At 66.3% G+C, this 22,842-nt stretch carries 21 protein-coding genes; 7 read left to right on the top strand and 14 right to left on the bottom strand.

All coding sequences use genetic code 11. The features are described 5' to 3' along the window. Window positions 1-198: 198 nt before the first annotated feature. Entirely contained in the window at window positions 199-666 is a 468-nt protein-coding gene (locus tag DCG74_RS04820) for a hypothetical protein (protein WP_172787804.1), read from the bottom strand. 108 nt (window positions 667-774) lie between these two features. Next, window positions 775-2,313: a YifB family Mg chelatase-like AAA ATPase gene (locus DCG74_RS04815; RefSeq protein WP_172787803.1), complete on the bottom strand. Its 1,539-nt coding sequence runs from the start codon at window positions 2,311-2,313 to the stop codon at window positions 775-777. 226 nt (window positions 2,314-2,539) lie between these two features. On the opposite strand from DCG74_RS04815, the gene DCG74_RS04810 reads away from it, so the two are divergent. Beyond that, a complete protein-coding gene (locus DCG74_RS04810) occupies window positions 2,540-2,785 on the top strand; it encodes a PilZ domain-containing protein (RefSeq protein ID WP_018644993.1) in 246 nt (81 codons plus the stop codon). 80 nt (window positions 2,786-2,865) lie between these two features. Continuing rightward, the gene (locus tag DCG74_RS04805; RefSeq protein ID WP_172787802.1) at window positions 2,866-3,663 is read left to right on the top strand and encodes a tetratricopeptide repeat protein; all 798 of its coding nucleotides are present in this window, start codon (window positions 2,866-2,868) and stop codon (window positions 3,661-3,663) included. A 71-nt stretch (window positions 3,664-3,734) separates the two neighbouring features. On the opposite strand, the gene DCG74_RS04800 is transcribed toward DCG74_RS04805, so the two are convergent. The 7 genes from DCG74_RS04800 to rsmI form a co-directional block, all read right to left on the bottom strand. After that, a complete protein-coding gene (locus DCG74_RS04800) occupies window positions 3,735-5,024 on the bottom strand; it encodes an AAA family ATPase (RefSeq protein ID WP_172787801.1) in 1,290 nt (429 codons plus the stop codon). Further along, window positions 5,021-5,752: a CpaD family pilus assembly protein gene (locus DCG74_RS04795; RefSeq protein WP_172787800.1), complete on the bottom strand. Its 732-nt coding sequence runs from the start codon at window positions 5,750-5,752 to the stop codon at window positions 5,021-5,023. The genes DCG74_RS04800 and DCG74_RS04795 overlap by 4 nt, the downstream gene beginning before the upstream one ends. Before the next feature lie 51 nt (window positions 5,753-5,803). Next, window positions 5,804-7,321, bottom strand: coding sequence for a type II and III secretion system protein family protein (locus tag DCG74_RS04790; RefSeq protein ID WP_172787799.1), 1,518 nt, complete (start codon window positions 7,319-7,321; stop codon window positions 5,804-5,806). Between the two features lie 10 nt (window positions 7,322-7,331). Then, the gene (gene cpaB, locus DCG74_RS04785) at window positions 7,332-8,153 is read right to left on the bottom strand and encodes a Flp pilus assembly protein CpaB (RefSeq protein ID WP_172787798.1); all 822 of its coding nucleotides are present in this window, start codon (window positions 8,151-8,153) and stop codon (window positions 7,332-7,334) included. Window positions 8,154-8,515: 362 nt separating this feature from the next. After that, window positions 8,516-9,460, bottom strand: a complete 945-nt coding sequence (gshB, locus tag DCG74_RS04780) for a glutathione synthase (protein WP_172787797.1) — start codon at window positions 9,458-9,460, stop codon at window positions 8,516-8,518. A 10-nt stretch (window positions 9,461-9,470) separates the two neighbouring features. After that, window positions 9,471-9,872: a YraN family protein gene (locus DCG74_RS04775; RefSeq protein WP_172787796.1), complete on the bottom strand. Its 402-nt coding sequence runs from the start codon at window positions 9,870-9,872 to the stop codon at window positions 9,471-9,473. Then, entirely contained in the window at window positions 9,859-10,809 is a 951-nt protein-coding gene (gene rsmI, locus DCG74_RS04770; protein WP_172787795.1) for a 16S rRNA (cytidine(1402)-2'-O)-methyltransferase, read from the bottom strand. Before rsmI ends, DCG74_RS04775 begins: the two co-directional genes overlap by 14 nt. A 342-nt stretch (window positions 10,810-11,151) precedes the next feature. Here rsmI and DCG74_RS04765 point away from each other — a divergent pair, with 342 nt between their 5' ends. Then, window positions 11,152-12,384, top strand: a complete 1,233-nt coding sequence (locus DCG74_RS04765) for a penicillin-binding protein activator (protein WP_172787794.1) — start codon at window positions 11,152-11,154, stop codon at window positions 12,382-12,384. A gap of 116 nt (window positions 12,385-12,500) precedes the next feature. Here DCG74_RS04765 and hemW read toward each other — a convergent pair whose 3' ends face one another. Genes hemW through rph form a run of 3 tightly spaced genes read right to left on the bottom strand, consistent with a single transcriptional unit; the run spans window position 12,501 to window position 15,002 of the window. Beyond that, window positions 12,501-13,655: a radical SAM family heme chaperone HemW gene (gene hemW / locus DCG74_RS04760; RefSeq protein ID WP_172787793.1), complete on the bottom strand. Its 1,155-nt coding sequence runs from the start codon at window positions 13,653-13,655 to the stop codon at window positions 12,501-12,503. Then, window positions 13,642-14,277 carry an RdgB/HAM1 family non-canonical purine NTP pyrophosphatase gene (rdgB, locus tag DCG74_RS04755; RefSeq protein WP_172787792.1) on the bottom strand — a complete coding sequence of 212 codons (636 nt, stop codon included), beginning with the start codon at window positions 14,275-14,277 and terminating at the stop codon, window positions 13,642-13,644. The genes hemW and rdgB overlap by 14 nt, the downstream gene beginning before the upstream one ends. A gap of 11 nt (window positions 14,278-14,288) precedes the next feature. Beyond that, complete coding sequence (rph, locus tag DCG74_RS04750; protein ID WP_172787791.1) at window positions 14,289-15,002, bottom strand: ribonuclease PH; 714 nt, start codon at window positions 15,000-15,002, stop codon at window positions 14,289-14,291. 168 nt (window positions 15,003-15,170) lie between these two features. Between rph and hrcA the strand changes: the two genes are divergently transcribed. Together hrcA and grpE are read left to right on the top strand one after the other, a co-directional pair. Further along, the gene (gene hrcA / locus DCG74_RS04745) at window positions 15,171-16,259 is read left to right on the top strand and encodes a heat-inducible transcriptional repressor HrcA (protein ID WP_091882505.1); all 1,089 of its coding nucleotides are present in this window, start codon (window positions 15,171-15,173) and stop codon (window positions 16,257-16,259) included. 107 nt (window positions 16,260-16,366) lie between these two features. Further along, window positions 16,367-16,987 carry a nucleotide exchange factor GrpE gene (gene grpE / locus DCG74_RS04740; RefSeq protein WP_172787790.1) on the top strand — a complete coding sequence of 207 codons (621 nt, stop codon included), beginning with the start codon at window positions 16,367-16,369 and terminating at the stop codon, window positions 16,985-16,987. Window positions 16,988-17,135: 148 nt separating this feature from the next. On the opposite strand, the gene pncA is transcribed toward grpE, so the two are convergent. Together pncA and DCG74_RS04730 are read right to left on the bottom strand one after the other, a co-directional pair. Further along, window positions 17,136-17,858 (bottom strand): bifunctional nicotinamidase/pyrazinamidase, encoded by a 723-nt coding sequence (pncA, locus tag DCG74_RS04735; RefSeq protein ID WP_172787789.1) that lies wholly within the window; start codon window positions 17,856-17,858, stop codon window positions 17,136-17,138. Between the two features lie 301 nt (window positions 17,859-18,159). After that, window positions 18,160-19,101: a hypothetical protein gene (locus tag DCG74_RS04730; protein WP_172787788.1), complete on the bottom strand. Its 942-nt coding sequence runs from the start codon at window positions 19,099-19,101 to the stop codon at window positions 18,160-18,162. A 395-nt stretch (window positions 19,102-19,496) separates the two neighbouring features. On the opposite strand from DCG74_RS04730, the gene dnaK reads away from it, so the two are divergent. Then, complete coding sequence (dnaK, locus tag DCG74_RS04725; RefSeq protein ID WP_036003245.1) at window positions 19,497-21,398, top strand: molecular chaperone DnaK; 1,902 nt, start codon at window positions 19,497-19,499, stop codon at window positions 21,396-21,398. Between the two features lie 242 nt (window positions 21,399-21,640). Beyond that, window positions 21,641-22,777 (top strand): molecular chaperone DnaJ, encoded by a 1,137-nt coding sequence (gene dnaJ, locus DCG74_RS04720; protein ID WP_172787787.1) that lies wholly within the window; start codon window positions 21,641-21,643, stop codon window positions 22,775-22,777. Window positions 22,778-22,842: the final 65 nt, after the last annotated feature.

Here is a 22,842-nt window from a genome sequence, read left to right as displayed (position 1 = left end):
CGCCGCCGCATGCGACGATGGCCCGCCGACCTTGCGAACAGCTTGCGGCTGTGGCGATGCCTCCGAACAGGGTTGACGAGGTGTTAACGGGTCAGAGCATGATCCGGACCCGAAGGGCCGCGTTAGCGAAAAGTGTGTAGCGGTTTTCCCTCGCGACAAACGCGGAACACGTTTGCGCGGAGATCATGCTCAAAAAATTTAAAGCGAAGCCGCCTGGAAGCGGCCATGGCCGCCGCGCGCGCCGACGATCAGCGCTGCCGCCTCGCGCGGCGAGAACGTCTTCGAGCGCACAAAGATGCGGTAATCCGCCGGTCCTTCGCTGGAGAGATAGACCACCTGGCCGCCGTCGACCGGCTGCGCTGCGATCGAGACGAGGCGCGTCGAGGGACCAGCCTGGCAGGAGTCCGGCTCGGAGCCGAGGCCGTCGTCGACCACGGCAAAATCCGCCGCGTCGGCATCGTCGGTGATCTGCACCCGCACCGTGGCCCGCGCGGGATCGTCGGTGAAGGCGACATGCACGCCGGCGGTCCAGAACAGCGAGGTGAGCTCGACCGATGTGTCGCCCAGCGCGATGCAGGGATGCGACACCGAACCGATCTCGGCGCGGGCGAAGACCGCAGCCGCGAGCAGGGGAACAGCCGAGGCCAGGAACTTGAAACGCAACATGACGCTCTACTCGCCGGGCCCAGGGAAACTCACAGTCGAAACGCGTCGGGCCTTATGGTTTGCAGAGCGTAAAGGAAAGTCGTTACCGCCGGGTTGATGCGAGGGCGCTTACGCCAGCTGGCGCACATCCTCCGCGAGTGCGCGGTAGGACAGCGCTTCGGCAAGGTGCAGCCGGCCGATCTTGTCGGCATGATCGAGGTCGGCCAGCGTGCGCGCCACGCGCAGCACGCGGTGATAGCCGCGCGCCGACAGCCGCATCGTCTCGGCGGCGTCGCGCAGCAGTTTCTGACCCTGCGCGTCCGGCTTTGCGATCTCCTCCAGCACGGAAGCGGGGGCCTCGGCATTGGTGCGGACATGGGGCAGGCCTGCGTTCGCATAGCGCGCCAGCTGGATGTCGCGCGCCGCCGCCACGCGGGCAGCGACCTCGGCCGATCCTTCCGCCGGCGGCGGCAGGATCAGGTCGGCGGCGGTCACCGCCGGCACTTCGATGCGCAGATCGATGCGGTCCATCAGGGGACCGGAGATGCGCGCCTGGTAATCGGCGGAGCAGCGGTCGATGCGGCCGCGCTTGCAGGCATAGCCGGGCTCGAACGCATTGCCGCAGCGGCAGGGATTCATCGCCGCGACCAGCATGAAGCGGGCAGGGTAGGTGACGCGGTGATTGGCCCGCGACACCGCGACCTCGCCGTTCTCCAGCGGCTGGCGCAGCGAATCCAGCACGCGCGGATCGAACTCCGGCAATTCGTCGAGGAACAGCACGCCTTGATGCGCCAGCGAGATCTCGCCGGGCTTGGCGCGCGCGCCGCCGCCGGTGAGGGCGGCCATGCTGGCGGAATGATGCGGCGAGCGGAACGGGCGCCGTGCTGTCAGCGCGCCGCCTTCGATCTCGCCGGCAACGGAGGCAATCATCGAGACCTCGAGCAGCTCGCTTGGCGACAGCGGCGGCAGGATCGAGGGCAGGCGCGCCGCCAGCATCGATTTGCCCGCGCCCGGCGCGCCGATCATGAGCAGATGATGTCCGCCGGCGGCCGCGATCTCGAGCGCGCGCTTGGCGCTTTCCTGGCCCTTGATGTCGCGCAGGTCGAGCGTCGAGGCGGCGGGCTCGTGCACCTTCGGCGTCGGCCGCGACAGCACCTGCGTGCCCTTGAAATGGTTGGCGATCTGGATCAGCGAACTCGCCGCAATGATCTGGATGTCCGGGCTCGCCCACGCCGCTTCGGAGCCGCAGGACGCCGGGCAGATCAGCCCTTCCTCGCGCATATTGGCGCCGATCGCGGCGGGAAGGACGCCGGCCACCGGTGCGATCGAGCCGTCGAGGCCGAGCTCGCCGAGCACGGTGAAGCCGGTCAGCGCGTCCGGCGGGATCGCACCGATCGCCGCCATCAGCCCGAGCGCGATCGGGAGGTCGTAATGGCTGCCCTCCTTGGGCAGGTCGGCCGGGGCCAGATTGACGATGATCCGCCGCGCCGGCAGCGCCAGCCCCGAGGCGATCAGCGCCGAGCGCACCCGCTCGCGCGCCTCCGACACCGCCTTGTCCGGCAGGCCGACGATGGCGAAGGCCGGCAGGCCAGGCGCGACCTGCACCTGCACGTCGACCGCGCGGGCCTCGATCCCCTCAAAGGCGACGGTGGAAACCCGCTGAACCATGCCGAACCAGCCTGCCCTGTCCTGCAATTAGGGGTAGCAGAGCGCGGCCATCTCTGCAAGAACAATACGGGAACAATCCGCTGGCGCCCGGTCAAGTCCTAACCGGGCGTAAACGCGCCGCGGAAACTACGTCTCGAATGCGAGTCGCTCTCCTCAGCACATTCCAACGAATGTCCGCTACTCCTAGGCCTGCGGGATGGGCCGTGGTCTAACGGGTGAAAAGTAAATGCTTGCAAATCGCCGGAGAAGCGAACGTCGGGTGTGCAGCCGTCTCGCAAAGATCCATTTTGGCGCGGGCTCGCTGCCGCGGGATTGCACGATCACGGACATTTCGGATGGCGGCGTGAAGGTGGTGGCGGAATTTTTGGAAGTGCCGCCGCAATTCACCATCATCTTCGCGCCCGATTATTCCCGCCAATGCCGCCTGCGCTGGCGCATCGGCTGCGAATTCGGTGCCGAATTCGTCGACTGAACCTCGACAGGCCTGCCTCCTTAACGGGACTTTAGCGTTAATCGGTAAGCATCTCTGATCAGTTGCCGAGTGATCAGAGTATGTCCAAGCGTTCGTCCCTCGCTTTTCCCCCGGCGAGATATCTGTGTTCTGCCGTCCTGATCCTTGCCCTCGGCGGCTGTCAGACCACCGGCATCGAGGACGTCACCGGCGCGCTCGGCGGCAAGAAGGAGTCCGCCGCCAAGGACGGCGCCAAGTCTGACACCAGGGCCGACGCCAGGCCGGAGATGGACGCACTTCGCGAGCGCTATCGCGCCAAGCCCGGCGATCCCGCAATTGCCATCGAATACGGCAAGGCGCTGCGCGACAGCGGCCAGCGTGCGCAGGCGGTCGCGGTGCTCGAGCAGGCCGTGCTCGCTCATCCCGGCAACAAGGCGCTGCTCGCCGGCTATGGCCGCGCGCTCGCCGACAACGGCAATTTCCAGCAGGCCTTCGACGTCCTCGGCCGGGCGCATAGCCCTGAGGATCCCGATTGGCGCATCCTGTCGGCGCAGGGCGCTGTGCTCGATCAGCTCGGCCGCAACGAGGAAGCGCAGCAATATTACGCCGCGGCGTTGAAGATCGTGCCGAACGAGCCGACCGTGCTGTCCAATCTCGGCCTGTCCTATATGTTGCAAAACAACCTGTCGAAGGCCGAACAGGTGCTCGGCCGCGCCTATCAGCGCAATCAGAACGATGCGCGGGTCCGCGCCAATCTGGCGCTCGTGCTGGGATTGCAGGGTCGCGAGGCCGAGGCCGAAATCCTCGTGAAGGCAGATTTGCCGCCGGACCAGGCCGCGGCCAAGGTCGCGGCGCTCAAGCAGCTGCTGGCGAAGAAGCAGCAGCGGGCGGACAGGTAATCCGCCCTAGAGCATGATCCGGAAAAGTGTGAAGCGGTTTTCCGAAAAGATCATGCTCAATTAAGCTGCGCCTACGACGCCTTGCGATGCGGAGCCGAGCTCCGTCCCGACTTGCCCTTCAGCTTCTTCAAAAGCGGCTCGAGCAGCGAGCGCTTCGGCTTCTTCACCTCGCCGCGGCCGGCGAGGCGGTTCGCCATGTTCTGGAACAGAACGGTGGTGCGGTGGCTCCTGGAGACCTCCGCGATCATCTGGCCATTATTGGCCGCGGTCGAGAACAGTTTCGAATCGAATGGGATCACCGCGATCGGCTGGCTCTCCATGGTCTTGGCGAAGGCCTTGACCTCGATCTCCGCGCGCTTGGGCATGCCGACCTGATTGATGCAATACAGCGGCGGCCGGTCGTTCGGTCGCGCCGCCTTCAGGACGCTCAGCATGTTCTTGGTGTTGCGCAGATTGGCGAGATCGGGCTCGGCCACGATCACGATGTCGTCGGCGTTCACCAGCGCGCGGCGGGTCCAGCCGGACCATTGATGGGGAACGTCGAGCACGATGCAGGGCGTCGTCATGCGCAGCGTGTCGAACACCGCGTCAAAAGCTTCGGCACCGAAATCGTAGACGCGGTCGAGCGTGGCGGGCGCCGCCAACAGGCTGAGGCGATCGGTGCATTTGGCGAGGAGGCGCTCCATCAGCGCCGTGTCCGGCCGGTCCTGCGACAGCACCGCATTGGCGATGCCTTGCACCGGATCCTGGTTGTAGTCGAGGCCCGCGGTGCCGAAGGCGAGGTCGAGATCGATCACGACGGAATCGAGCGAGAGGTCGCGGGCGATGGTCCAGGCCAGATTATGCGCAACCGTGGACGCGCCGACGCCGCCCTTGGCGCCGACCACCGCGATGACGCGGCCGGTGATGATGGCCTCGGAGGCCGAGAACAGGCTGCAGATCGAGCGGACCACGTCGAGCGTCTCGACCGGTCCGACCACGTAGTCGTTGACGCCGCGGCGCACCAGCTCGCGATAGGGCGCGGTGTCGCTGGGGCTGCCGATCACGACGACGCGGGTGCCGGGATCGCAGACGCCGGCGAGATCGTCCAGTCCCTCGAGGATGTCGCGCGTGCCGTCGGACTCGATGACGATCACGTTCGGCGTCGGCATCGATTCATAGGCTTCGATCGCCGCGGCAATGCCGCCGTCCTTGGCGCTGAGGTGGGCCTTGGCGAGCCGGCGGTCCTGGCCAGCCGCCGTCACCGCGTTGAGCGTCTGCTCGGTCTCGCAAAAGGCTTGCACCGAAATGCGAGGAACCGGCGCGATATGTTCCTCGGGATGCTGCGGATCGTCCGCGTCTTCGTTGTGGATGGCTGTCATCTGCCGGTGTCGCTGAGTTTGGCCTTGTCGGATTCGGGATAGGTGGTCGTCGTCGTCGTGCCCTTGCGATAGCGCTCGAACGCGATGTCGCGCCGTGCGGTATAGGCGGGCGTCTCGGCGCGCGGCTGCTCGAGGTCGGCCGGGTTGTCGATCATCGCGGCGAGATTGCGCTGGCTGGCGCAGCCCAGATTGAAATAGGGCCGGTTCTCGTTGTAGCCGGGATCGAGGATGTTGGGGCCGACGTCTTCCGGCCACAGCCCGCAGGGGCCGGCGACCGCGGTGATCTTCGAATAGCTGAGGCGGATGGTCGGCAGCAGCCCGGGATCGTCAGGGCGATAGGGCCGCTGGACGATGGCGCGCGACGGCACGCCGCCGGACGTGAGCACCGAACGGATCTCCTGATAGCTCGCGGCAGCCGCGCGCGAATTGGCGGTGTCGACGGGCACGTCGACGACGACGGAGCCGCTGCCTTCGCGCACCCAGTCCCGCGCGATGCCCGCGACGTCCGCATGCTGCGCAGCCGAGAGGCCGCCTCGGCTCTTGCCGACGAAGATCACGATCGACTTCTTGCCTTCCTGCACCGCGATCGGGTGGCGCTGGCGATAATCGGTCGGCACCGTCTGGGTGACGATCTCGGTGGTGTTGCAGGCGCCCAGCATGACGGACAACCCCGCCAGTGCCAGCGCGATGCTTACGCTGCGACGTCGATCGGCTCTCGTCTTCGTCATCGCCTGATCCCCTCTTGCCCCGTGTCTTGCCCGGTCCCCAAACCGTTCGTCTCAGTCGATGATGAAGCCGAAATCACCAGGCGTGCCGGCGACCGGATCGACGCGGCTCGCGACGCCGTAGAGGCGGTTGACCCGGCCGAGCAGCGCCCTCTGCGCGTCCGAGGCCGGCGCGAAGCCGTCGTCGGGCCGCGACAATTCCTTCTGGGCCACCGCGCGCACCACATAGGGCGTCACGATCACCATCAGCTCGGTCTCGTTGTTGACGAAGTCCTGGCTGCGGAACAGCGCGCCGATGATCGGCACCTGGTCGACACCAGGCAGCCCGTTGATCGCCTGCTTGGTCTGCTGCTGGATCAGGCCGGCCATCGCCATCGAGCCGCCCGACGGAATTTCCAGCGTCGTTTCGGCGCGGCGGGTTTGCACCGAAGGGATGGTGATCGAGTTGGTCGAGTTCCCGGACACGGCCTGCGTCAACGTGATCGAGTTGGTGTTCGACAGCTCCGAGACCTCGGTCATCACGCGCAGGCTGATGCGGCCTTCGCTGAGCACGACCGGGGTGAAGTTCAGGGAGATGCCGAACTTCTTGTAGGTGACCTGGGTGGTGCAGACGTGTGTGACCGGATCGCAGGCATAGCCTCCGGGAATCGGAAATTCACCGCCGGCGACGAAAGTGGCGGATTCGCCCGAGATCGCGGTCAGGCTCGGCTCGGCCAGCGTGCGCATGACACCGGCGCTCTCCATCGCCCGCATCGTCGCGTTGACGGTGGCGACGCCCTTGGCGAGCCCGGTGACGCCGAGCCCATTGCTGCCGACGATCGGCCCGCCGGAGACCGAGAACGGGTTGGAATTGTTGAAATTCACCACGGCGGTGCCGGCGTTCAGGCTGGCGCTGAGATCGACACCGAGCTGCTTGACGATGTCGCGGCGGACTTCGCCGACCACGACCTTGAGCATGACCTGATCGCGGCCGCGCACGACGATGTTGTTGACGACCTTGTCCGAACCGCCGACGAGCTTTGCGGCGACATCGCCGGCCTGCTGGGCCTCGACCGGGCTCGACACCGAGCCGGTCAGCATCACGCTGTCGCCGACGCCTTCGATCTGGACTCCGGGCAGGGACTGGCGCAGCGCTGCACGCATGCCGTTGAGGTCGCGCTTCACCGCGATGTCATAGGAGGCGACCTGCTGGCCGTCGGCGGCGAAGAACACGACGTTGGTCTGGCCGACCTGGCCACCGATGATATAGGCGCGCTGGGCCGAGCGGATCACCGCATTGGCGATCTTGGGATCGGCCACCAGCACGTCCTTGACCTCGCGCGGCAGGTCGATGACGACGGACTTGCCGATGCCGAGCGACAGAAAGCGCGACCGCGCCGGTGCGACCGTCCCGACCGACGATACGCTGAGATCCGACGCCTGCATCGGCGCCTGGTCGCCGACCGGCGCCTCCGCGGCACTGACGACGCCGTGAGCCGCGAGCAGCCCCAGCATCAAGATCGTCCCCGTCAGGACCGAGCCCGCGCGCTTCCCCCGAATGCGCAGGCCCGTCCGATCACCCCCGTAGTTCATGCTGTCCCCATCACTTCTGCGACGTCAGTTGCCGTGCCTGGACGCCGTAACGGATCACGTTCACGCCGCCCGGGCGCTTGATCGCCTGGTCCTCGGGCGTGCCGTCGACTGCGTTGGCATCGACGATGCTGCGCAGTGCGAGTGTCAGAGTGCCGCCCTGCCGTGCGGCTGAAAGCGTGGCGATCTGGTCGGGCCGGAGCTCGAGCGTGACCGTCTTGCCGACGACCGCGTTCTGGCCCTCCTTTTCCTTCGGGGCCTGGTCGATCGCGAGCACGCGGATGTTGGTGAGAATGACCTCCGACAGGATGAGGTCGTTGCCGCCGGTCGGACCGTTGCTGTTGCCGCCGTCCGGATTCTTCAGCCGGCGGGTCAGGACGATGTCGACGCGGTCGTTCGGCAGGATGAAGCCGCCGGCGCCGGTTTCGGCTGAAATCTCGGTGGAGACTGCGCGCATCCCGGACGGCAGGATCGCGGCCATGAAGCCGGAGCCTTCGGCCTTGACCAGCTTCTGCTCGCGGATCGGCTCGCCCTGCATCAGCGGCACGCGCGCGATCGAGCCTGCGATCTGGGTCCGGGCCTCCGGCCTGCTGTCGCGGCGGATGAAGGCGCTGCTGGCGGTCGCCGCGGGCCAGGCCTGCCATTGCAGGTCCTCGGGCTTCACGGCCTGGCCGAGCTGGATGTCGTTCTTGGCGATGAGGACCTCGACCGTCGGCAGCTTCTCGGCGACGGGCAGGGTGGCCGCGGGCGGATTCTGATAGCCGCTCGCCAGATATGCAGCGACGCCGCCGGCGCCGAGAGCGATGACGAGAACGACAATGCGTGCGGTATTCATACGCTTCTACTCTTACGCGGGGCACTCGAACCGCACCTGGCGTGTTCCCCCGCGTCGATGAGTAGGCAGCAAAAGTATAAGGGGTGTTGCGAGGCCGAACGCGATTGCCGGCCGCGATGCTGGTTTTCGGCAGATGGTGAACGCGGCGTTATTGAGCCGGCCAACGGCCCCGTAGTTTCACGCATGTCGGAGCACGCGTTTGCGCGAGGCGCGGGGGCGTCATGGTGAATACGTCGTTAGCGCGCGAGGTGGCCGCGAGCATCGTCCGTAGCCTGGATGGAGCGCAAGCGTAATCCGGGGCCGGTGCGAGTGGTGGGCGTCCCGGATTTCGCTAACGCTCTATCCGGGCTACGCGCAGAGCTCTACCTCTTCCGCTTCGCTTCGATCGCGTCCCAGATCTTCGCCGCGACATCAGGGCCGCCGAGCCGTGCGATGGCGCGGATGCCGGTCGGTGAGGTCACGTTGATCTCGGTGAGATTGCCGTTGATGACGTCGATGCCGACGAACAACAGGCCGCGCTCGCGCAGCGCCGGGCCGACGGTGGCGCAGATCTCGCGCTCGCGCGGCGTGAGCTCGGTCTCCTGCGCCGCGCCGCCGCGCACCATGTTGGAGCGGAGGTCGTCGGCCGCCGGCACACGGTTCACCGCGCCGGCGAACTCGCCGTCGACCAGGATGATGCGCTTGTCGCCGTGCTTCACCTCGGGGATGAATTGCTGGATCACCCAGGGCTCCCTGAACGTCACCGAGAACATGTCGAACAGCGAGCCGAAATTCATGTCCTGCGGCATCACGCGGAACACCGCCGCGCCGCCATGGCCGTGCAGCGGCTTCATGACGACGGCGCCGTGCTTGTCGCGGAACGCGTTGATCTCATCGAGGTCGCGCGAGATCAACGTCGGCGGCATCAGCTGCGGAAAATTCATCACGAACAGTTTTTCCGGCGCGTTGCGCACCGAGGCGGGATCGTTGACCACCAGCGTCTTCGGATGGATGCGCTCGAGGAAATGAGTCGAGGTGATGTAGGCGAGGTCGAACGGCGGGTCCTGGCGGAGCAGCACCACGTCGAAGCCGTTCAGAGCCTCGCGCTTGGGCTCGCCGAGGGTGAAATGGTCGCCGGGCTCGTCGCGCACGGTCAGGAGCTGAACCGGTGCGACCAGCTCGTCGCCGACCATCGAGAGCTTGTCGGGCGTGTAATAGGACAGGCCATGGCCGCGCTTCTGCGCCTCCAAGAGCAGCGCGAAGGTGGAATCGCCCTTGATGTTGATGCGGGCGATGGGGTCCATCTGGACGGCGACGTTCAGTTTCATGGGCTGCCTTTCAGGTCGAGGCGTCGAATGCCGCCAACACATGGCGCGGAAGCGAGCGCGGCGCAATCAGCATGGCGTCGAATCGCAATTCAAATTCGGCATGCTCGGGATGCGCTGCGAGCCAGCCTTGGGCGGCGTCGATGATGCGCTGCTGCTGGCGCGGCGTCACGGCAAAGGCGGCATCGTCCAGCGTGGCGCGTGCCTTGACCTCGACGAAGGCGATCAGGTTGCGGCGCCGCGCCACGATGTCGATCTCGCCATGCGGCGTGCGGTAACGTTTGGCGAGAATGCGGTAGCCCTTGGCCATCAGATAGGCGGCGGCGCGGCTCTCCGCGGAAATCCCCGTCTGGAACGCCGCGACGCGCTCCGGCGAGGCGACCTTTGGCTCCGCAGGAGTCTCAGTCTTCGCCATCGCCGCCCCGCGAATCCTTTGCGAGCTCGAGCGCGCGGGCATAGACCTCGCGGCGCGGCCGGCCCGAGAGCGCGACCGCATGCGCCACGGCATCTTTAACGCTGTGCGCGGCAAGCTGCTCGCGCAACAGACCGTCGAGTGCGTCCAATGTCAGAACCTCGGCGTCGGCCGCGGGCGGCGCGATCACCAGCACGAATTCGCCGCGCGTCTCCAGCGTATCGGCCTCGCGCGCCAGTTCGCTCAATGGTGCGCGCGAAATCTCCTCGTGCAGCTTGGTCAGCTCGCGGCAGATCGCAGCCTCGCGCGTCCCCATGATCTCGGCGAGATCGGCGAGCGTGTCCTGCACGCGGTTGCCGGATTCGAACATCACCAGCGTCGCGTCGATCCGCGCGAGCTCGGCGAGGCGCGACTTTCGCGCCGCGGATTTCGCCGGCAAAAAGCCTTCGAAGAAGAACCGATCGGTCGGCAGGGCTGCGACCGACAACGCCGCTAGTACCGAGGACGGGCCGGGCAGCGCATACACCGCATGGCCGGCGGCGCAGACCTCGCGCACCAGCTTGAAGCCGGGATCGGAGATCAGCGGCGTGCCGGCGTCCGACACCAGCGCGACCGAGCCGCCCTGTCCGAGGGCTTCGAGGATTTTTGGACGCGCGGCCTCCGCATTGTGCTCGTGATAGGGCTTGAGCTGTGCCGTGATCGCATAGCGCTCGGTCAGGCGGCGCGTGATGCGGGTGTCCTCGCAGGCGATGACGTCGACGCCGGCGAGCGTCTGCAGCGCCCGCACGGTGATGTCGCCGAGATTGCCGATCGGGGTCGCGACCAGATGGAGGCCTGGCGCCGCCTTCGGCGCCGCGAGCCGATGGGCATCGATGGAGAAACCGCGCGAGGCGGCGTCTTGAGCTTCAGGCGTATTTATCGGGGCCGGCTTTGCGCGCATAATGAAGTCAACTTAGGCACGATCGGTGGGGCTGGGAACCGGCTCGCCGAAAAAGATCGTGCCGAGGTGAGGGGCGAGGAACGGACGGGAATGTGATCGGTCGAAGATCACGTCGGGAGGGAGTTAGGGCCCTCGCGCCATATTCGCGACGGAAACGCCGCCTTGATGAGTGAATGAGTGACGGTAAAGAGCTGCCGGGACGGGACGGCGGCCGCGTTAAGCGGTTGTTATCCTTTTGTTTTGGTTAACTATTTGCCGACACACTGTCTGAATCCGCGGCCTGTGTCGCGGAAAGCAATGTCGTGATCGGCTGGCGCACGGCCGGTCAGAAGAGAAGCTGCCATGCTGGGCCCGCGTCATCCAAAGTCTCCCGTTCCGGGGTCCCGATCGCCAGGGGCGACCCGGCGGACTGCGCTCGGCCTGTTGCTCGGCGCGCCCGTGCTGTCGGCCTGCGCCGGCGTGCAGCAAAGTCTCAGCCAGTTCTCCAACCCGTTCTCGAGCTCCGCACCGCCGGCCCAGCCGGCAGGTCCGCAGCAGCAGGCGACGACCGCCGGCACCGGCGGCGTGAAGGTCGGTCTGATCCTGCCGCTCTCCGCTGCCGGTAACGCCGGGCTCGCCGCGCAATCGATGCGCAATGCCTCCGAGATGGCGCTGGCCGAGTTCCAGAACCCGAACATCCAGCTCCTGATCAAGGACGACAATGGCAGCCCGCAAGGCGCGCAAGCCGGCGCGCAGCAGGCGGTCGACGAGGGCGCCGAGATCATCCTCGGGCCGCTGTTTGCGCAATCGGTGCCGGCGGTGGCGCAGGTCGCGCGCACGCGCGGCATCCCGGTGATCGCGTTCTCGACGGATTCCAGCATCGCCGGCCGCGGCGTCTATCTGTTGTCGTTCCTGCCGGAGTCCGACGTCAACCGCATCGTCGAATATTCCGCCGGCATCGGAAAGCGCTCCTTCGCCGTGCTGGTACCCGACAACGCCTATGGCAATGTCGTCGAGGCCGCGGTGAAGGCGGCGGTGCCGCGGCGGGGCGGGCGCATCGTCGCGTTCGAGAAATATGGCGCCGATCGTGCCACCCCCGCGCGCACCGTGGCGCAGCAGCTCGGCAGCGCGGACGCGCTGTTCATTGCCGATGACGGCGATGCGGTCGTGTCAGTGGCGGATGCGATGACGGCCGCGGGCGCGAACCTGCGCAACATCCAGCTGCTCGGCACCGGCCTGTGGGACAATCCGCGCGTCTATGCCAGCGCCGCGCTGCAGAGTGGCCTCTACGCCGCGCCCGACCCGGCCGGTTTTCGCGCGTTCTCCGGCCGCTACCGCACCAAATACGGCGCGGAGCCGATCCGCACCGCAACGCTCGCCTATGATGCGGTCGCACTCGTCGCCGCGCTGGCGCGCACGCAAGGCGGCCAGCGCTTCTCCTCCGACGTGCTCACCAACCCCTCCGGCTTTGCCGGCATCGACGGCCTGTTCCGCTTCCGCGCGGATGGCACGAATGAACGGGGCCTTGCCGTGATGAAGGTGACGCAAGGCGGCGGTGCTGCGGTGGCGGGATCGCCGAAGAGCTTTGGGGCGTAGTACGACGACGGTGTCGTAGGGTGGGCAAAGCGAAGCGTGCCCACCAATTCACGCGGTTTTGTTGAGAGATGGTGGGCACGGCGCAAGTGCGCCTTTGCCCACCCTACGGCATCTCCTTACGCCGCCAGATCCGCGACCACCGCATCCAGCACGGGAAATCCGCTGCTGGTCACGCGCAGGCGTCCCGTGCCATCCACGGTGATCGCGCCTTCCTCGCGCAGCAGCGCGATGCGGCGGGGGTCGAGCGGGCGGCCGGCGAGGGCCCTGTAGCGCTCGGGATCGATGCCTTCGGCGAGACGCAAACCCATCAGCAGGAATTCGTCGGCGCGCTCCTCGCTGTTGAGGAGCTCGTCGCTGACGACGCCGTCGCCGTTGGTCTCGACCCGCATCAGCCAGGCCTCCGGACGCTTCTCGGTGGCGGTGGCGTGCCTGATCCCGTCAATGTCGAGGCGGCCATGTGCGCCGGGGCCGATGCCGGCATATTCCTCGCCGCGCCAATACACCAGATTGTGCCGGCACTCGGCGCCGCGCCGGGCGTGATTGGAGATCTCGTAGGCGGGCAGGCCGAGCTTGTCGCAGGTCTCCTGCGTGACGTCGTAGAGCGCGCGTGCGACCGCTTCGTCCGGCGTCTTTAGCTTGCCGGCCTGGTGCAGGCCGAAGAACGGCGTGCCTTCCTCGATCGTCAATTGATAGAGCGACAGATGCTCGGCCGCTTCATCGATGGCGTGCCTGAGCTCGTCGGCCCACATCGCCGGCGTCTGGTCGGGCCGGGCGTAGATCAGGTCGAACGAATAGCGGTCGAACGCGCGGCGCGCGATGGCGACGGCATCGAGCGCCTCGCGCGCGCTGTGCATGCGGCCGAGCGCCTTCAGCGAGGCGTCGTCGAGCGCCTGCACGCCGAGCGAGACGCGGTTGACGCCGGCGCTGCGATAGCCGGCAAAGCGCGTGGCTTCGACGCTGGTCGGGTTCGCTTCCAGCGTCACCTCGACGTCGCCGGCGACGGTCCAGTGCTTGCCGATCGCATCTAACACCGCGCCAACCGTGGCGGGCTGCATCAGCGAGGGCGTGCCGCCGCCGAGGAAGATCGAGGTGACCTCGCGGCCGGGGGCGCGCTCGGCAGTCGTTGCGATCTCGCGCGCGAAGGCGGACGCAAACCTCGCCTCGTCGATCGCGGCGTGGCGGACGTGGCTGTTGAAGTCGCAATAGGGGCACTTCGACAGGCAGAACGGCCAGTGCACGTAGACGCCGAAGGCTTCCTTAGCGCGGCTCAAGGCAGATCTCCGCCAGTTTCACGAAGGCGCGGGCGCGATGCGACAGGCCTAGGCCAAGCGGCGGCAGGCCGTGTTTTTCGATGCTTTCCATCTCGCCGAAGGTTCGCGTGTGCCCGTCCGGCAGGAACATCGGGTCGTAGCCGAAGCCGGCCGTGCCGCGCGGTGGCCAGATCAGCGTGCCGTCGACGCGCGCCTCGACCTCCTCGCGATGATCGTCGGGCCAGGCCACGCATAGCGCGGAGACGAAGTGTGCCTTGCGCTTGTCCGGCGTGGTGGCGCCGCGCTCCTGCAGCAGGCGCTCGATCTGCGCCATCGCCGCGTTGAAATCCTTGGTCGGGCCGGCCCAGCGCGCGCTGTAGATTCCGGGTGCGCCGTCGAGCGCGTCGACCACGATGCCGGAATCGTCGGCGAAGGAGGGAATCTTGGTCGCCTGCGCTGCGGCGATCGCCTTGATCGCGGCGTTGCTGCGGAAATCGTTGCCGGTCTCCTCGGGCTCGTCCAGGCCGAGCTCGCCGGCCGACACCGCCTCGATCCCGTACGGCGCGAGCAGCTCCCTCATCTCGGCGAGCTTGCCGGGATTGTGGGTGGCGATGACGAGCTTGTCCGTGATTCGGCGGTGCATGGGCCTATTGACTACGCCACGGCCAGTTTCTGCAAGTCCACCAGGCGCGCGATGCCCTTCTGCGCCAGGGCGATCAGCTTCAGGAACTCGTCCTGCGTAAACGGCTCGCGTTCCGCGGTGCCCTGCACCTCGATGATGCGGCCGTCGCCGGTCATGACGAAATTGGCGTCGGTCTCGGCTTCCGAATCCTCGGCATAGTCGAGATCGAGCACCGGCGTGCCGTTGTAGATACCGCAGGAGATCGCGGCGACGTTGTCGCGCAGCACGTTGGTCTTCACCATGTTGCGCGCCTTCATCCAGTTGAGGCAATCGGCAAGCGCGACCCAGGCGCCGGTGATCGAGGCCGTGCGGGTGCCGCCGTCGGCCTGGAGCACGTCGCAATCGACCGTGATCTGGCGCTCGCCGAGCGCTTCGAGATCGACGATGGTTCGAAGCGAGCGGCCGATCAGGCGCTGGATCTCGACCGTTCGGCCGCTCTGCTTGCCGGCAGAGGCCTCGCGGCGGGTGCGTTCGGAGGTTGCGCGCGGCAGCATGCCGTATTCGGCGGTGACCCAGCCGCGGCCCTGGCCCTTCAGCCACGGCGGCAGGCGCTCCTCCAGCGTGGCAGTGACCAGCACATGGGTGTCGCCGAATTTCACCAGGCACGAGCCTTCCGCATATTTGACCACGCCGCGCTCCAGCGTCACGGGGCGCAATTCGTCGGGCGCACGGCGGCTTGGCCGCATGGGAAATCTCCAAAACTCACGGGAAAAGGCTGTTCGCGGTGCTTGTAGGTGGGGCGGGGGTGGGCGGCAAGGGCTTATTCACCCCCTGACGTCGAGCCCGCAAACGCCACGCTTGTCAGAAGCGGCCCGGATGGACAAATTATAAGTATCTGAGAGGAGTTACCGTCTGTGGCCCATCACGATCCGATCCATCTGATCGCGCCGCGCGCAGGCCTTGCCCAGCTCAACGAGCGTTCCCGCGACATCTTTCGTCAAATTGTCGAAAGCTATCTCGCGACCGGTGAGCCGGTCGGCTCGCGCAACATTTCCCGCCTGATCGCCATGCCGCTGTCGCCGGCCTCGGTCCGCAACGTCATGGCCGATTTGGAACAGCTCGGCCTGATCTATGCCCCGCACACCTCCGCCGGCCGGCTGCCGACGGAACTGGGCCTGCGCTTCTTCGTCGACGCCCTGATGCAGGTCGGCGACCTCAATGAGGCCGAGCGGCAGTCGATCCAGAGCCAGCTCTCCTCCGTCGGCGAGGCGCAATCGGTCGAGGCGGCGCTGGACCAGGCCTTGATGCGGCTCTCCGGCCTGACCCGGGCCGCCGCCGTCGTGCTGACGCCAAAATCCAATGCCCGGCTGAAGCACATCGAATTCGTCCGCCTGGAACCGGAAAAAGCGCTTGTCATCCTGGTCGGCGAGGACGGCCAGGTCGAAAACCGCGTGCTGACGCTGCCGCCCGGAGTTCCCTCCTCGGCGCTGACCGAGGCCGGCAATTTCCTCAATGCGCGGATCCGCGGCCGCACCCTGGCCGAGGCGCGGCTCGAGCTCGAGACCGCACTCGGCGAGGCCCGTGCCGAGCTCGATCAGCTGACACAGAAAGTGATCTCGGCCGGCATCGCCAGCTGGTCCGGCGGCGAGAATGAGGACCGCCAGCTCATCGTCCGCGGCCATGCCAATCTGCTCGAAGACCTGCATGCGCTGGAGGATCTGGAGCGGGTGCGGCTGTTGTTCGACGATCTCGAGACCAAGCGCGGCGTGATCGACCTGCTCGGCCGGGCCGAGACCGCCGAAGGCGTGCGGATCTTCATCGGCAGTGAGAACAAGCTGTTCTCGCTGTCGGGGTCGTCCACCATCATCTCGCCCTATCGGGATGCCGCCGGCCACATCGTCGGCGTTCTCGGCGTGATCGGCCCGACGCGGCTGAATTATGCCCGTGTGATCCCGACCGTGGACTACGCCGCCCGCATCGTCAGCCGCCTCTTAGGGGGCTGATTTGGGGGGCTGACCGGCCTTTCCGCCGATCACGGGCGCTTGATTTTCGTGGGCTTAAGCACGATATCCGGGCCAGCATCCCTGAAACGAGTTCGAGACCAGAGCCGATGACCGAGCAAGACCGGCAACCCGAAGACACGACTGCAGCGACCGGCGAGCCCGTGGTGTCGAAACCCTACATCATGCCCGACGATCCCGAGCCCGGCGCGGTCGAGACGTTGCAGAAGGAAGCCGCCGAGGCGCGCGACCGCATGCTGCGGACGCTGGCCGAGATGGAGAACTTGCGCAAGCGCACCAGCAAGGAGGTCGCCGACGCCCGCCTCTACGGCATCACCGGCTTCGCCCGCGACGTGCTCGATATCGCCGACAATCTTCAGCGTGCGCTCGATGCCGTTCCGGCCGAAGCGCGTGCCGCGGCCGATCCCGGCCTGATCGCGCTGATCGAGGGCGTCGAGCTCACCGAACGCTCGCTGCTCAACGCGCTGGAAAAGCACGGCGTGAAGAAGCTCGATCCCTTGGGCCAGAAGTTCGACCCGAACTTCCACCAGGCGATGTACGAAGTGCCCGATGCGTCGGTGCCGTCGGGCACCGTGGTGCAGATCATGCAGGCCGGCTACACCATCGGCGATCGCGTGCTGCGCCCGGCGCTGGTAGGCGTCGCCAAGGGCGGCGCAAAGGCTGCGTCTGCGGCGAACAACAACAACGAGCAGAGCGGCGCGGCGAACTGAGTCTCAGGCCCTCATGGTGAGGAGCCGCGCCCTTGCGCGGCGTCTCGAACCATGCAGGCCCGGCTCTGGCAGCTCGGCCTTCCTCCTTCGAGACGCGCGCGAAGAAGCGCGCTCCTCAGGATGAGGGTCGTCCAGTGTTGCGCGCTGCTTACGCGCTCACCGCGATATCCGCAGACTGAATCCGCTTCACGCCGGCCTTGGCCATATCGGCCCAGGCCTTTGCCAGCGAGCCCTGCGTGTCGATGCCGCGGCAGGCGTCTTCCACCACATAGACCTCGAAGCCCGCCTTGCGTGCGTCGAGCGCGGTCCAGGCGACGCAGAAGTCTGTCGCGAGGCCAGCGACGAAGACGCGCTTGATCTTGCGGCCCTTCAGGTAGCCGGCGAGCCCCGTCGAGGTCTTGCCGTCGGCTTCGAGGAAGGCCGAATAGCTGTCGACGTCCTTGTGAAAACCCTTGCGGATGATGAGCTCGGCGTGTGGGATCGAGAGGTCCTTCGACAGCGCCGCGCCGTCGGTGCCCTGCACGCAATGGTCCGGCCACAGCACCTGCTTGCCGTAGGGAAGATCGACCGTTTCGAACGGCTTCTTGCCGGCATGAACCGACGCAAACGAAACGTGGCCCGGCGTGTGCCAGTCCTGCGTCAGCACCACGTTCGCAAATGCCTTCGAGATCTTGTTGATGACCGGCACCACCTGCTCGCCTTCCTTCACCGCGAGGCTACCGCCGGGCAGGAAGCAGTTCTGCACGTCGATCACGAGCAGCGCGGATGCATCGTCCGGCTTGATCGATGCGGCCGCGAGCAGCGCGGTTGGCGCCAGCGTCGCCAGCGCCGTCGTTCCAAGCATTGCCAAGACTTGTCGCCGAACCAGCATGTATGCCTCCCTCCAGGATGATCCAACGGGAGGAAGCCTAGTTCCGTTCGTGTACGAACAGAAGCCCGAAAATGCAGCCGGCTTTGATGAGCGGTTGGGCTGATCGCCCCAACATCATCGTCATCCCGGGGCGCGCAAAGCGCGAGCCCGGGATCCATAACCACAGGGAGACGTGTGGCGAAAACTCTTCGTTGGTACTGTATCCGACTGCAACCGTGAGGTCACGCGGTATGGATCCCCGCCCCCGTGCGCAATTGCGCACTAGGCGGGGATGGCACTGAATGTGCTGAAGCCCCGAGCCTCACCCCTTCGGCTGAATCCCGTCGCGCACGGCGCGGAAGCGGGTGAAAGCGGCTTGCCACTGGTCGCGCGGGGCGCTGGCGATGATGCGCAGCGAGGTGCCGCCGGTGGAGAAACGGATCCACTGCACCACGGTGACCGGGGTCTTGTCCTTGCCGCTGACGCCGTCGATCCGGGTCTCGAAACCCTGCTGGCCGTTGATGCGGATCGGCTCGGACATGGTGATGCGCGAGTCGCGCACGCCGGGAATCTGGCGCGCTGCCTCCTGGGCGAAGCGGGCGCGGTCGTCTGCGGCTTGCGGGGTGGCGCCGATCAGGCCGAGGATGATGAACGGCTTTGACTCGTAGCCGGCGCTCTCGTCACCGTCGGCCAGGATGATGCTGGAGCCCGGCGCCAGCGTCCGGACGTCCTTGAAGTCGGCGAGATCAGTGATCTTGAACGGCAGCAGTGCGAGCTGCTCTTCGGCCGACACCTGCCTGCGCGTGGTGGCGCTCGCGAACATCTGTCGCACCGCCTCGTCCGTGTAGATCTTGGTCGCATTCTCCGGGATCTGCACCGCGACATAGCCGGAGAAGCCGGCGCCGGGCACGATCATCGAATAGCGCTTCACCGGCGTATCGCCGGCCTTGCCGCTTTCGGTGGTGAAATAGGCAAGACCCGCGGGGGTCTCGACCTTGTCCTGCTTGACGCCGCCCGTCCCGCCGGGATTGGAATTGAAGGCGCTCACGACCTCGCCATAGGCCGCCGGCGGCAGCTCGGTGACCAGCACCTTGACGCTGCCGTCCTCGCTCTCGAAGCCCGGAAAGGTCTTGGCCGTGCTGAGGCCGATCAGCGGCACCATGCCGAGACGCAAGCCGGGCGGAAACACGGCGTCGGCGGCGCAGGCCGGAAGCGCGGAAGCGGCGAGGAGGGCGAGCGCGGCGAGGGGGCGGATCAGCTTCATGGGCACTCTGATTGGTTCACATTGAGGCCGTTCGATGGTTGGCCACCGGGCCGCTTTGTCGCGCGAAGCAGCGCTCGCGGCTGCCCGGCCGGTCCGCCTTTTACCGGGTTTGGGCTTGCGGTAACAGGGCGACCCGGGCCCGCGGGTGCAGGGGCTTGCCGAGGCCCGAACCTATTAATATTTCCTCACCCGCAAGGGCGGTTGAGCCCGGATATCACCTTCCAAAACCCAATGTTTTAGCGGCAGAAACGTAGCTTCGGTCCTTGCGGGCCCCTCCCCCCCTCCTATATGAGCCTCAATCATCGCAATATCGCGGATGTTTGATCTTAGGGGGTTTCGGTTCGGGTGCCTCTTGGGCCCAGCCAACCTGCCGCAAAAAGAAGGATATCAGGACCATGGGAAAGGTCATTGGGATCGACCTCGGCACCACGAATTCGTGCGTTGCCGTGATGGATGGCAAGAACGCCAAAGTCATCGAGAATTCCGAAGGCATGCGCACGACGCCTTCGATCGTCGCCGTCACGGATGACGGTGAGCGCCTCGTCGGCCAGCCGGCCAAGCGCCAGGCCGTCACCAATCCCGAGCGCACCTTCTTCGCAGTGAAGCGCCTCATCGGCCGCCGCTACGACGACCCGATGGTCGAGAAGGACAAGAAGCTCGTTCCCTACAAGATCGTGAAGGCCTCCAACGGCGACGCCTGGGTCGAGGCCGACGGCCAGACCTACTCGCCTTCGCAGGTCTCGGCGTTCATCTTGCAGAAGATGAAGGAGACCGCGGAAGCCCATCTCGGCCAGAAGGTCGAGCAGGCCGTCATCACCGTTCCCGCCTACTTCAACGACGCCCAGCGCCAGGCGACCAAGGACGCCGGCAAGATCGCGGGCCTTGAAGTGCTGCGCATCATCAACGAGCCGACCGCGGCCGCGCTCGCCTATGGCCTCGACAAGACCAAGGCCGGCACCATCGCGGTGTACGACCTCGGCGGCGGCACGTTCGATATCTCCATTCTCGAAATCGGCGACGGCGTGTTCGAGGTGAAGTCGACCAACGGCGACACCTTCCTCGGCGGCGAAGATTTCGACATGCGCCTGGTCGGCTATCTCGCCGACGAATTCCAGAAGGAGCAGGGAATCAACCTGCGCAACGACAAGCTCGCCCTGCAGCGTCTGAAGGAAGCCGCTGAAAAGGCCAAGATCGAGCTGTCCTCGACAACGCAGACCGAGATCAACCTGCCCTTCATCACCGCGGACCAGACCGGCCCGAAGCATCTGACGATGAAGCTCACCCGCGCGAAGTTCGAGGCGCTGGTCGACGACCTCATCCAGAAGACCGTCGAGCCCTGCCGCAAGGCGCTGAAGGACGCCGGCGTCACCGCCGGTGAGATCGGCGAGGTCGTGCTGGTCGGCGGCATGTCGCGCATGCCGAAGGTCCAGGAAGTCGTGAAGCAGCTGTTCGGCAAGGAGCCGCACAAGGGCGTCAATCCGGACGAAGTCGTGGCGATCGGTGCCGCGATCCAGGCCGGCGTGCTCCAAGGCGACGTCAAGGACGTGCTGCTGCTCGACGTCACCCCGCTGTCGCTGGGCATCGAGACGCTGGGCGGCGTGTTCACCCGCATCATCGACCGCAACACCACGATCCCGACCAAGAAGAGCCAGGTGTTCTCGACGGCTGAAGACAATCAGAATGCCGTCACCATCCGCGTCTTCCAGGGCGAGCGTGAAATGGCGGCCGACAACAAGATGCTCGGCCAGTTCGACCTGATGGGCATTCCGCCGGCCCCGCGCGGCATGCCGCAGATCGAGGTGACCTTCGACATCGACGCCAACGGCATCGTCAACGTCTCGGCCAAGGACAAGGCCACCGGCAAGGAGCAGCAGATCCGCATCCAGGCCTCCGGCGGCCTGTCGGAAGCCGACATCGAGAAGATGGTCAAGGATGCCGAGGCCAATGCCGAGGCGGACAAGAAGCGCCGCGAGGCCGTCACCGCCAAGAACGAGGCGGATGGTCTGGTGCATTCGACCGAGAAGGCCTTGGCCGAGCACGGCTCGAAGGTTGCCGAGAGCGAGCGCCGCGCCATCGAGGATGCCGTCAGCGACCTCAAGGAAGCGCTGAAGGGCGACGATGCCGAGGCGATCAAGGCCAAGACCCAGACGCTGGCGCAGGCTTCGATGAAGCTCGGCGAGGCCATGTACAAGCAGCAGGCCGAGGCCGACGCCAAGAAGGACGCGGCCAAGGACGACGTCGTCGACGCGGAATTCACCGAGGTCGACGACGACAAGAACAACAAGAAGTCCGCTTAAGCCCCGAGAGGGTGACGATGCGGACGGCTTGGACCCCACACACGCTACCGGCCTCCTCCCTCGCGGGGGAGGCCGTCGTGTCGGGACGGGGCGAGGCGCCCGTTACGATCAATCAATTCCCGACCGTTATGCTGAACGCAGGCACGGTGCCCTCTGCCGCAAGGCGGAAGGCTGCCTATATCGTCGCTTGGCGACGTCGTTTTGCTCCAACTTGAATCGCGATTGGATAGACCGAGTCCCACATGTCCACGTCCACCAAGCGCTGCTATTACGAGACCCTCGAAGTCGAACGCGACGCCGACGAAGGCAAGCTGAAATCGTCGTTCCGCAAGCTCGCAATGAAATTCCATCCCGACCGCAATCCGGGGGATGAGACCAGCGAAGTCAAGTTCAAGGAAATCAACGAGGCTTACGAGGTCCTGAAGGACAAGGACAAGCGCGCCGCCTATGATCGCTACGGCCACGCCGCGTTCGAGCAGGGCGGCGGCTTCGGCGGCGGCGCCGGTTTCGGTGCGGGCTTCGCCTCCTCTTTCTCTGACATCTTCGAGGATCTGTTCGGCATGGCCGGACAGCGCGGCCGCGGCGGCCGCGAGCGCGGCGCGGATCTGCGCTACAACATGGAAATCACCCTCGAGGAAGCTTTTGGCGGCAAGACCGCGCAGATCGAGATTCCGGTCTCGGTCACCTGCGAGGCCTGCTCGGGCATCGGCGCCAAGGCCGGCACCAAGCCGAAGACCTGCTCGACCTGCGGCGGCGCCGGCCGCGTGCGGCAGTCGCAGGGCTTCTTCACCCTGGAGCGGACCTGCCCGGGCTGTCAGGGCCGCGGCCAGATGATCGAGGACGCCTGCCCGTCCTGCTCGGGACAAGGGCGGGTGACCCGCGAGCGGACGCTCTCGGTCAACATTCCGCAAGGCGTCGAGGACGGCACACGGATCAGGCTCGCCGGCGAGGGCGAGGCCGGCGTCCGCGGCGGGCCGCCCGGCGATCTCTACATCTTCCTGTCGCTGGCCCAGCACCAGTTCTTCCAGCGCGACGGCGCCGACCTGCATTGTCGCGTGCCGATCTCGATGGTGACCGCCGCGCTCGGCGGCGAATTCGAGGTGCCGACCATCGAGAAGGGCAAGACCAAGGTGAAGGTGCCCGCCGGCACCCAGTCGGGACGCCGATTCCGCATTGCATCAAAGGGCATGCCGGTGCTGCGGTCGCGCCAGATGGGCGACATGTACGTTCAGGTCATGGTCGAGACCCCGCAGAACCTGACCAAGAAGCAGCAGGAATTGCTGGCCGAGTTCGAAAAGCTCTCCTCCGGCAACACCCAGCCGGAAGCCGAGGGTTTCTTCGCCAAGGTCAAGGATTTCTTCGGCAATCGGGCGAATTGACTCGTCTTGACCGTATCGCCTCCGGCCTATACGTCTTTATGACCATTTTCTGACACGCCGCGGTC

Source organism: Bradyrhizobium sp. WBAH42 (genome assembly GCF_024585265.1).
Classification (GTDB): domain Bacteria; phylum Pseudomonadota; class Alphaproteobacteria; order Rhizobiales; family Xanthobacteraceae; genus Bradyrhizobium.
This window is presented reverse-complemented; position numbering and strand designations above follow the sequence as displayed.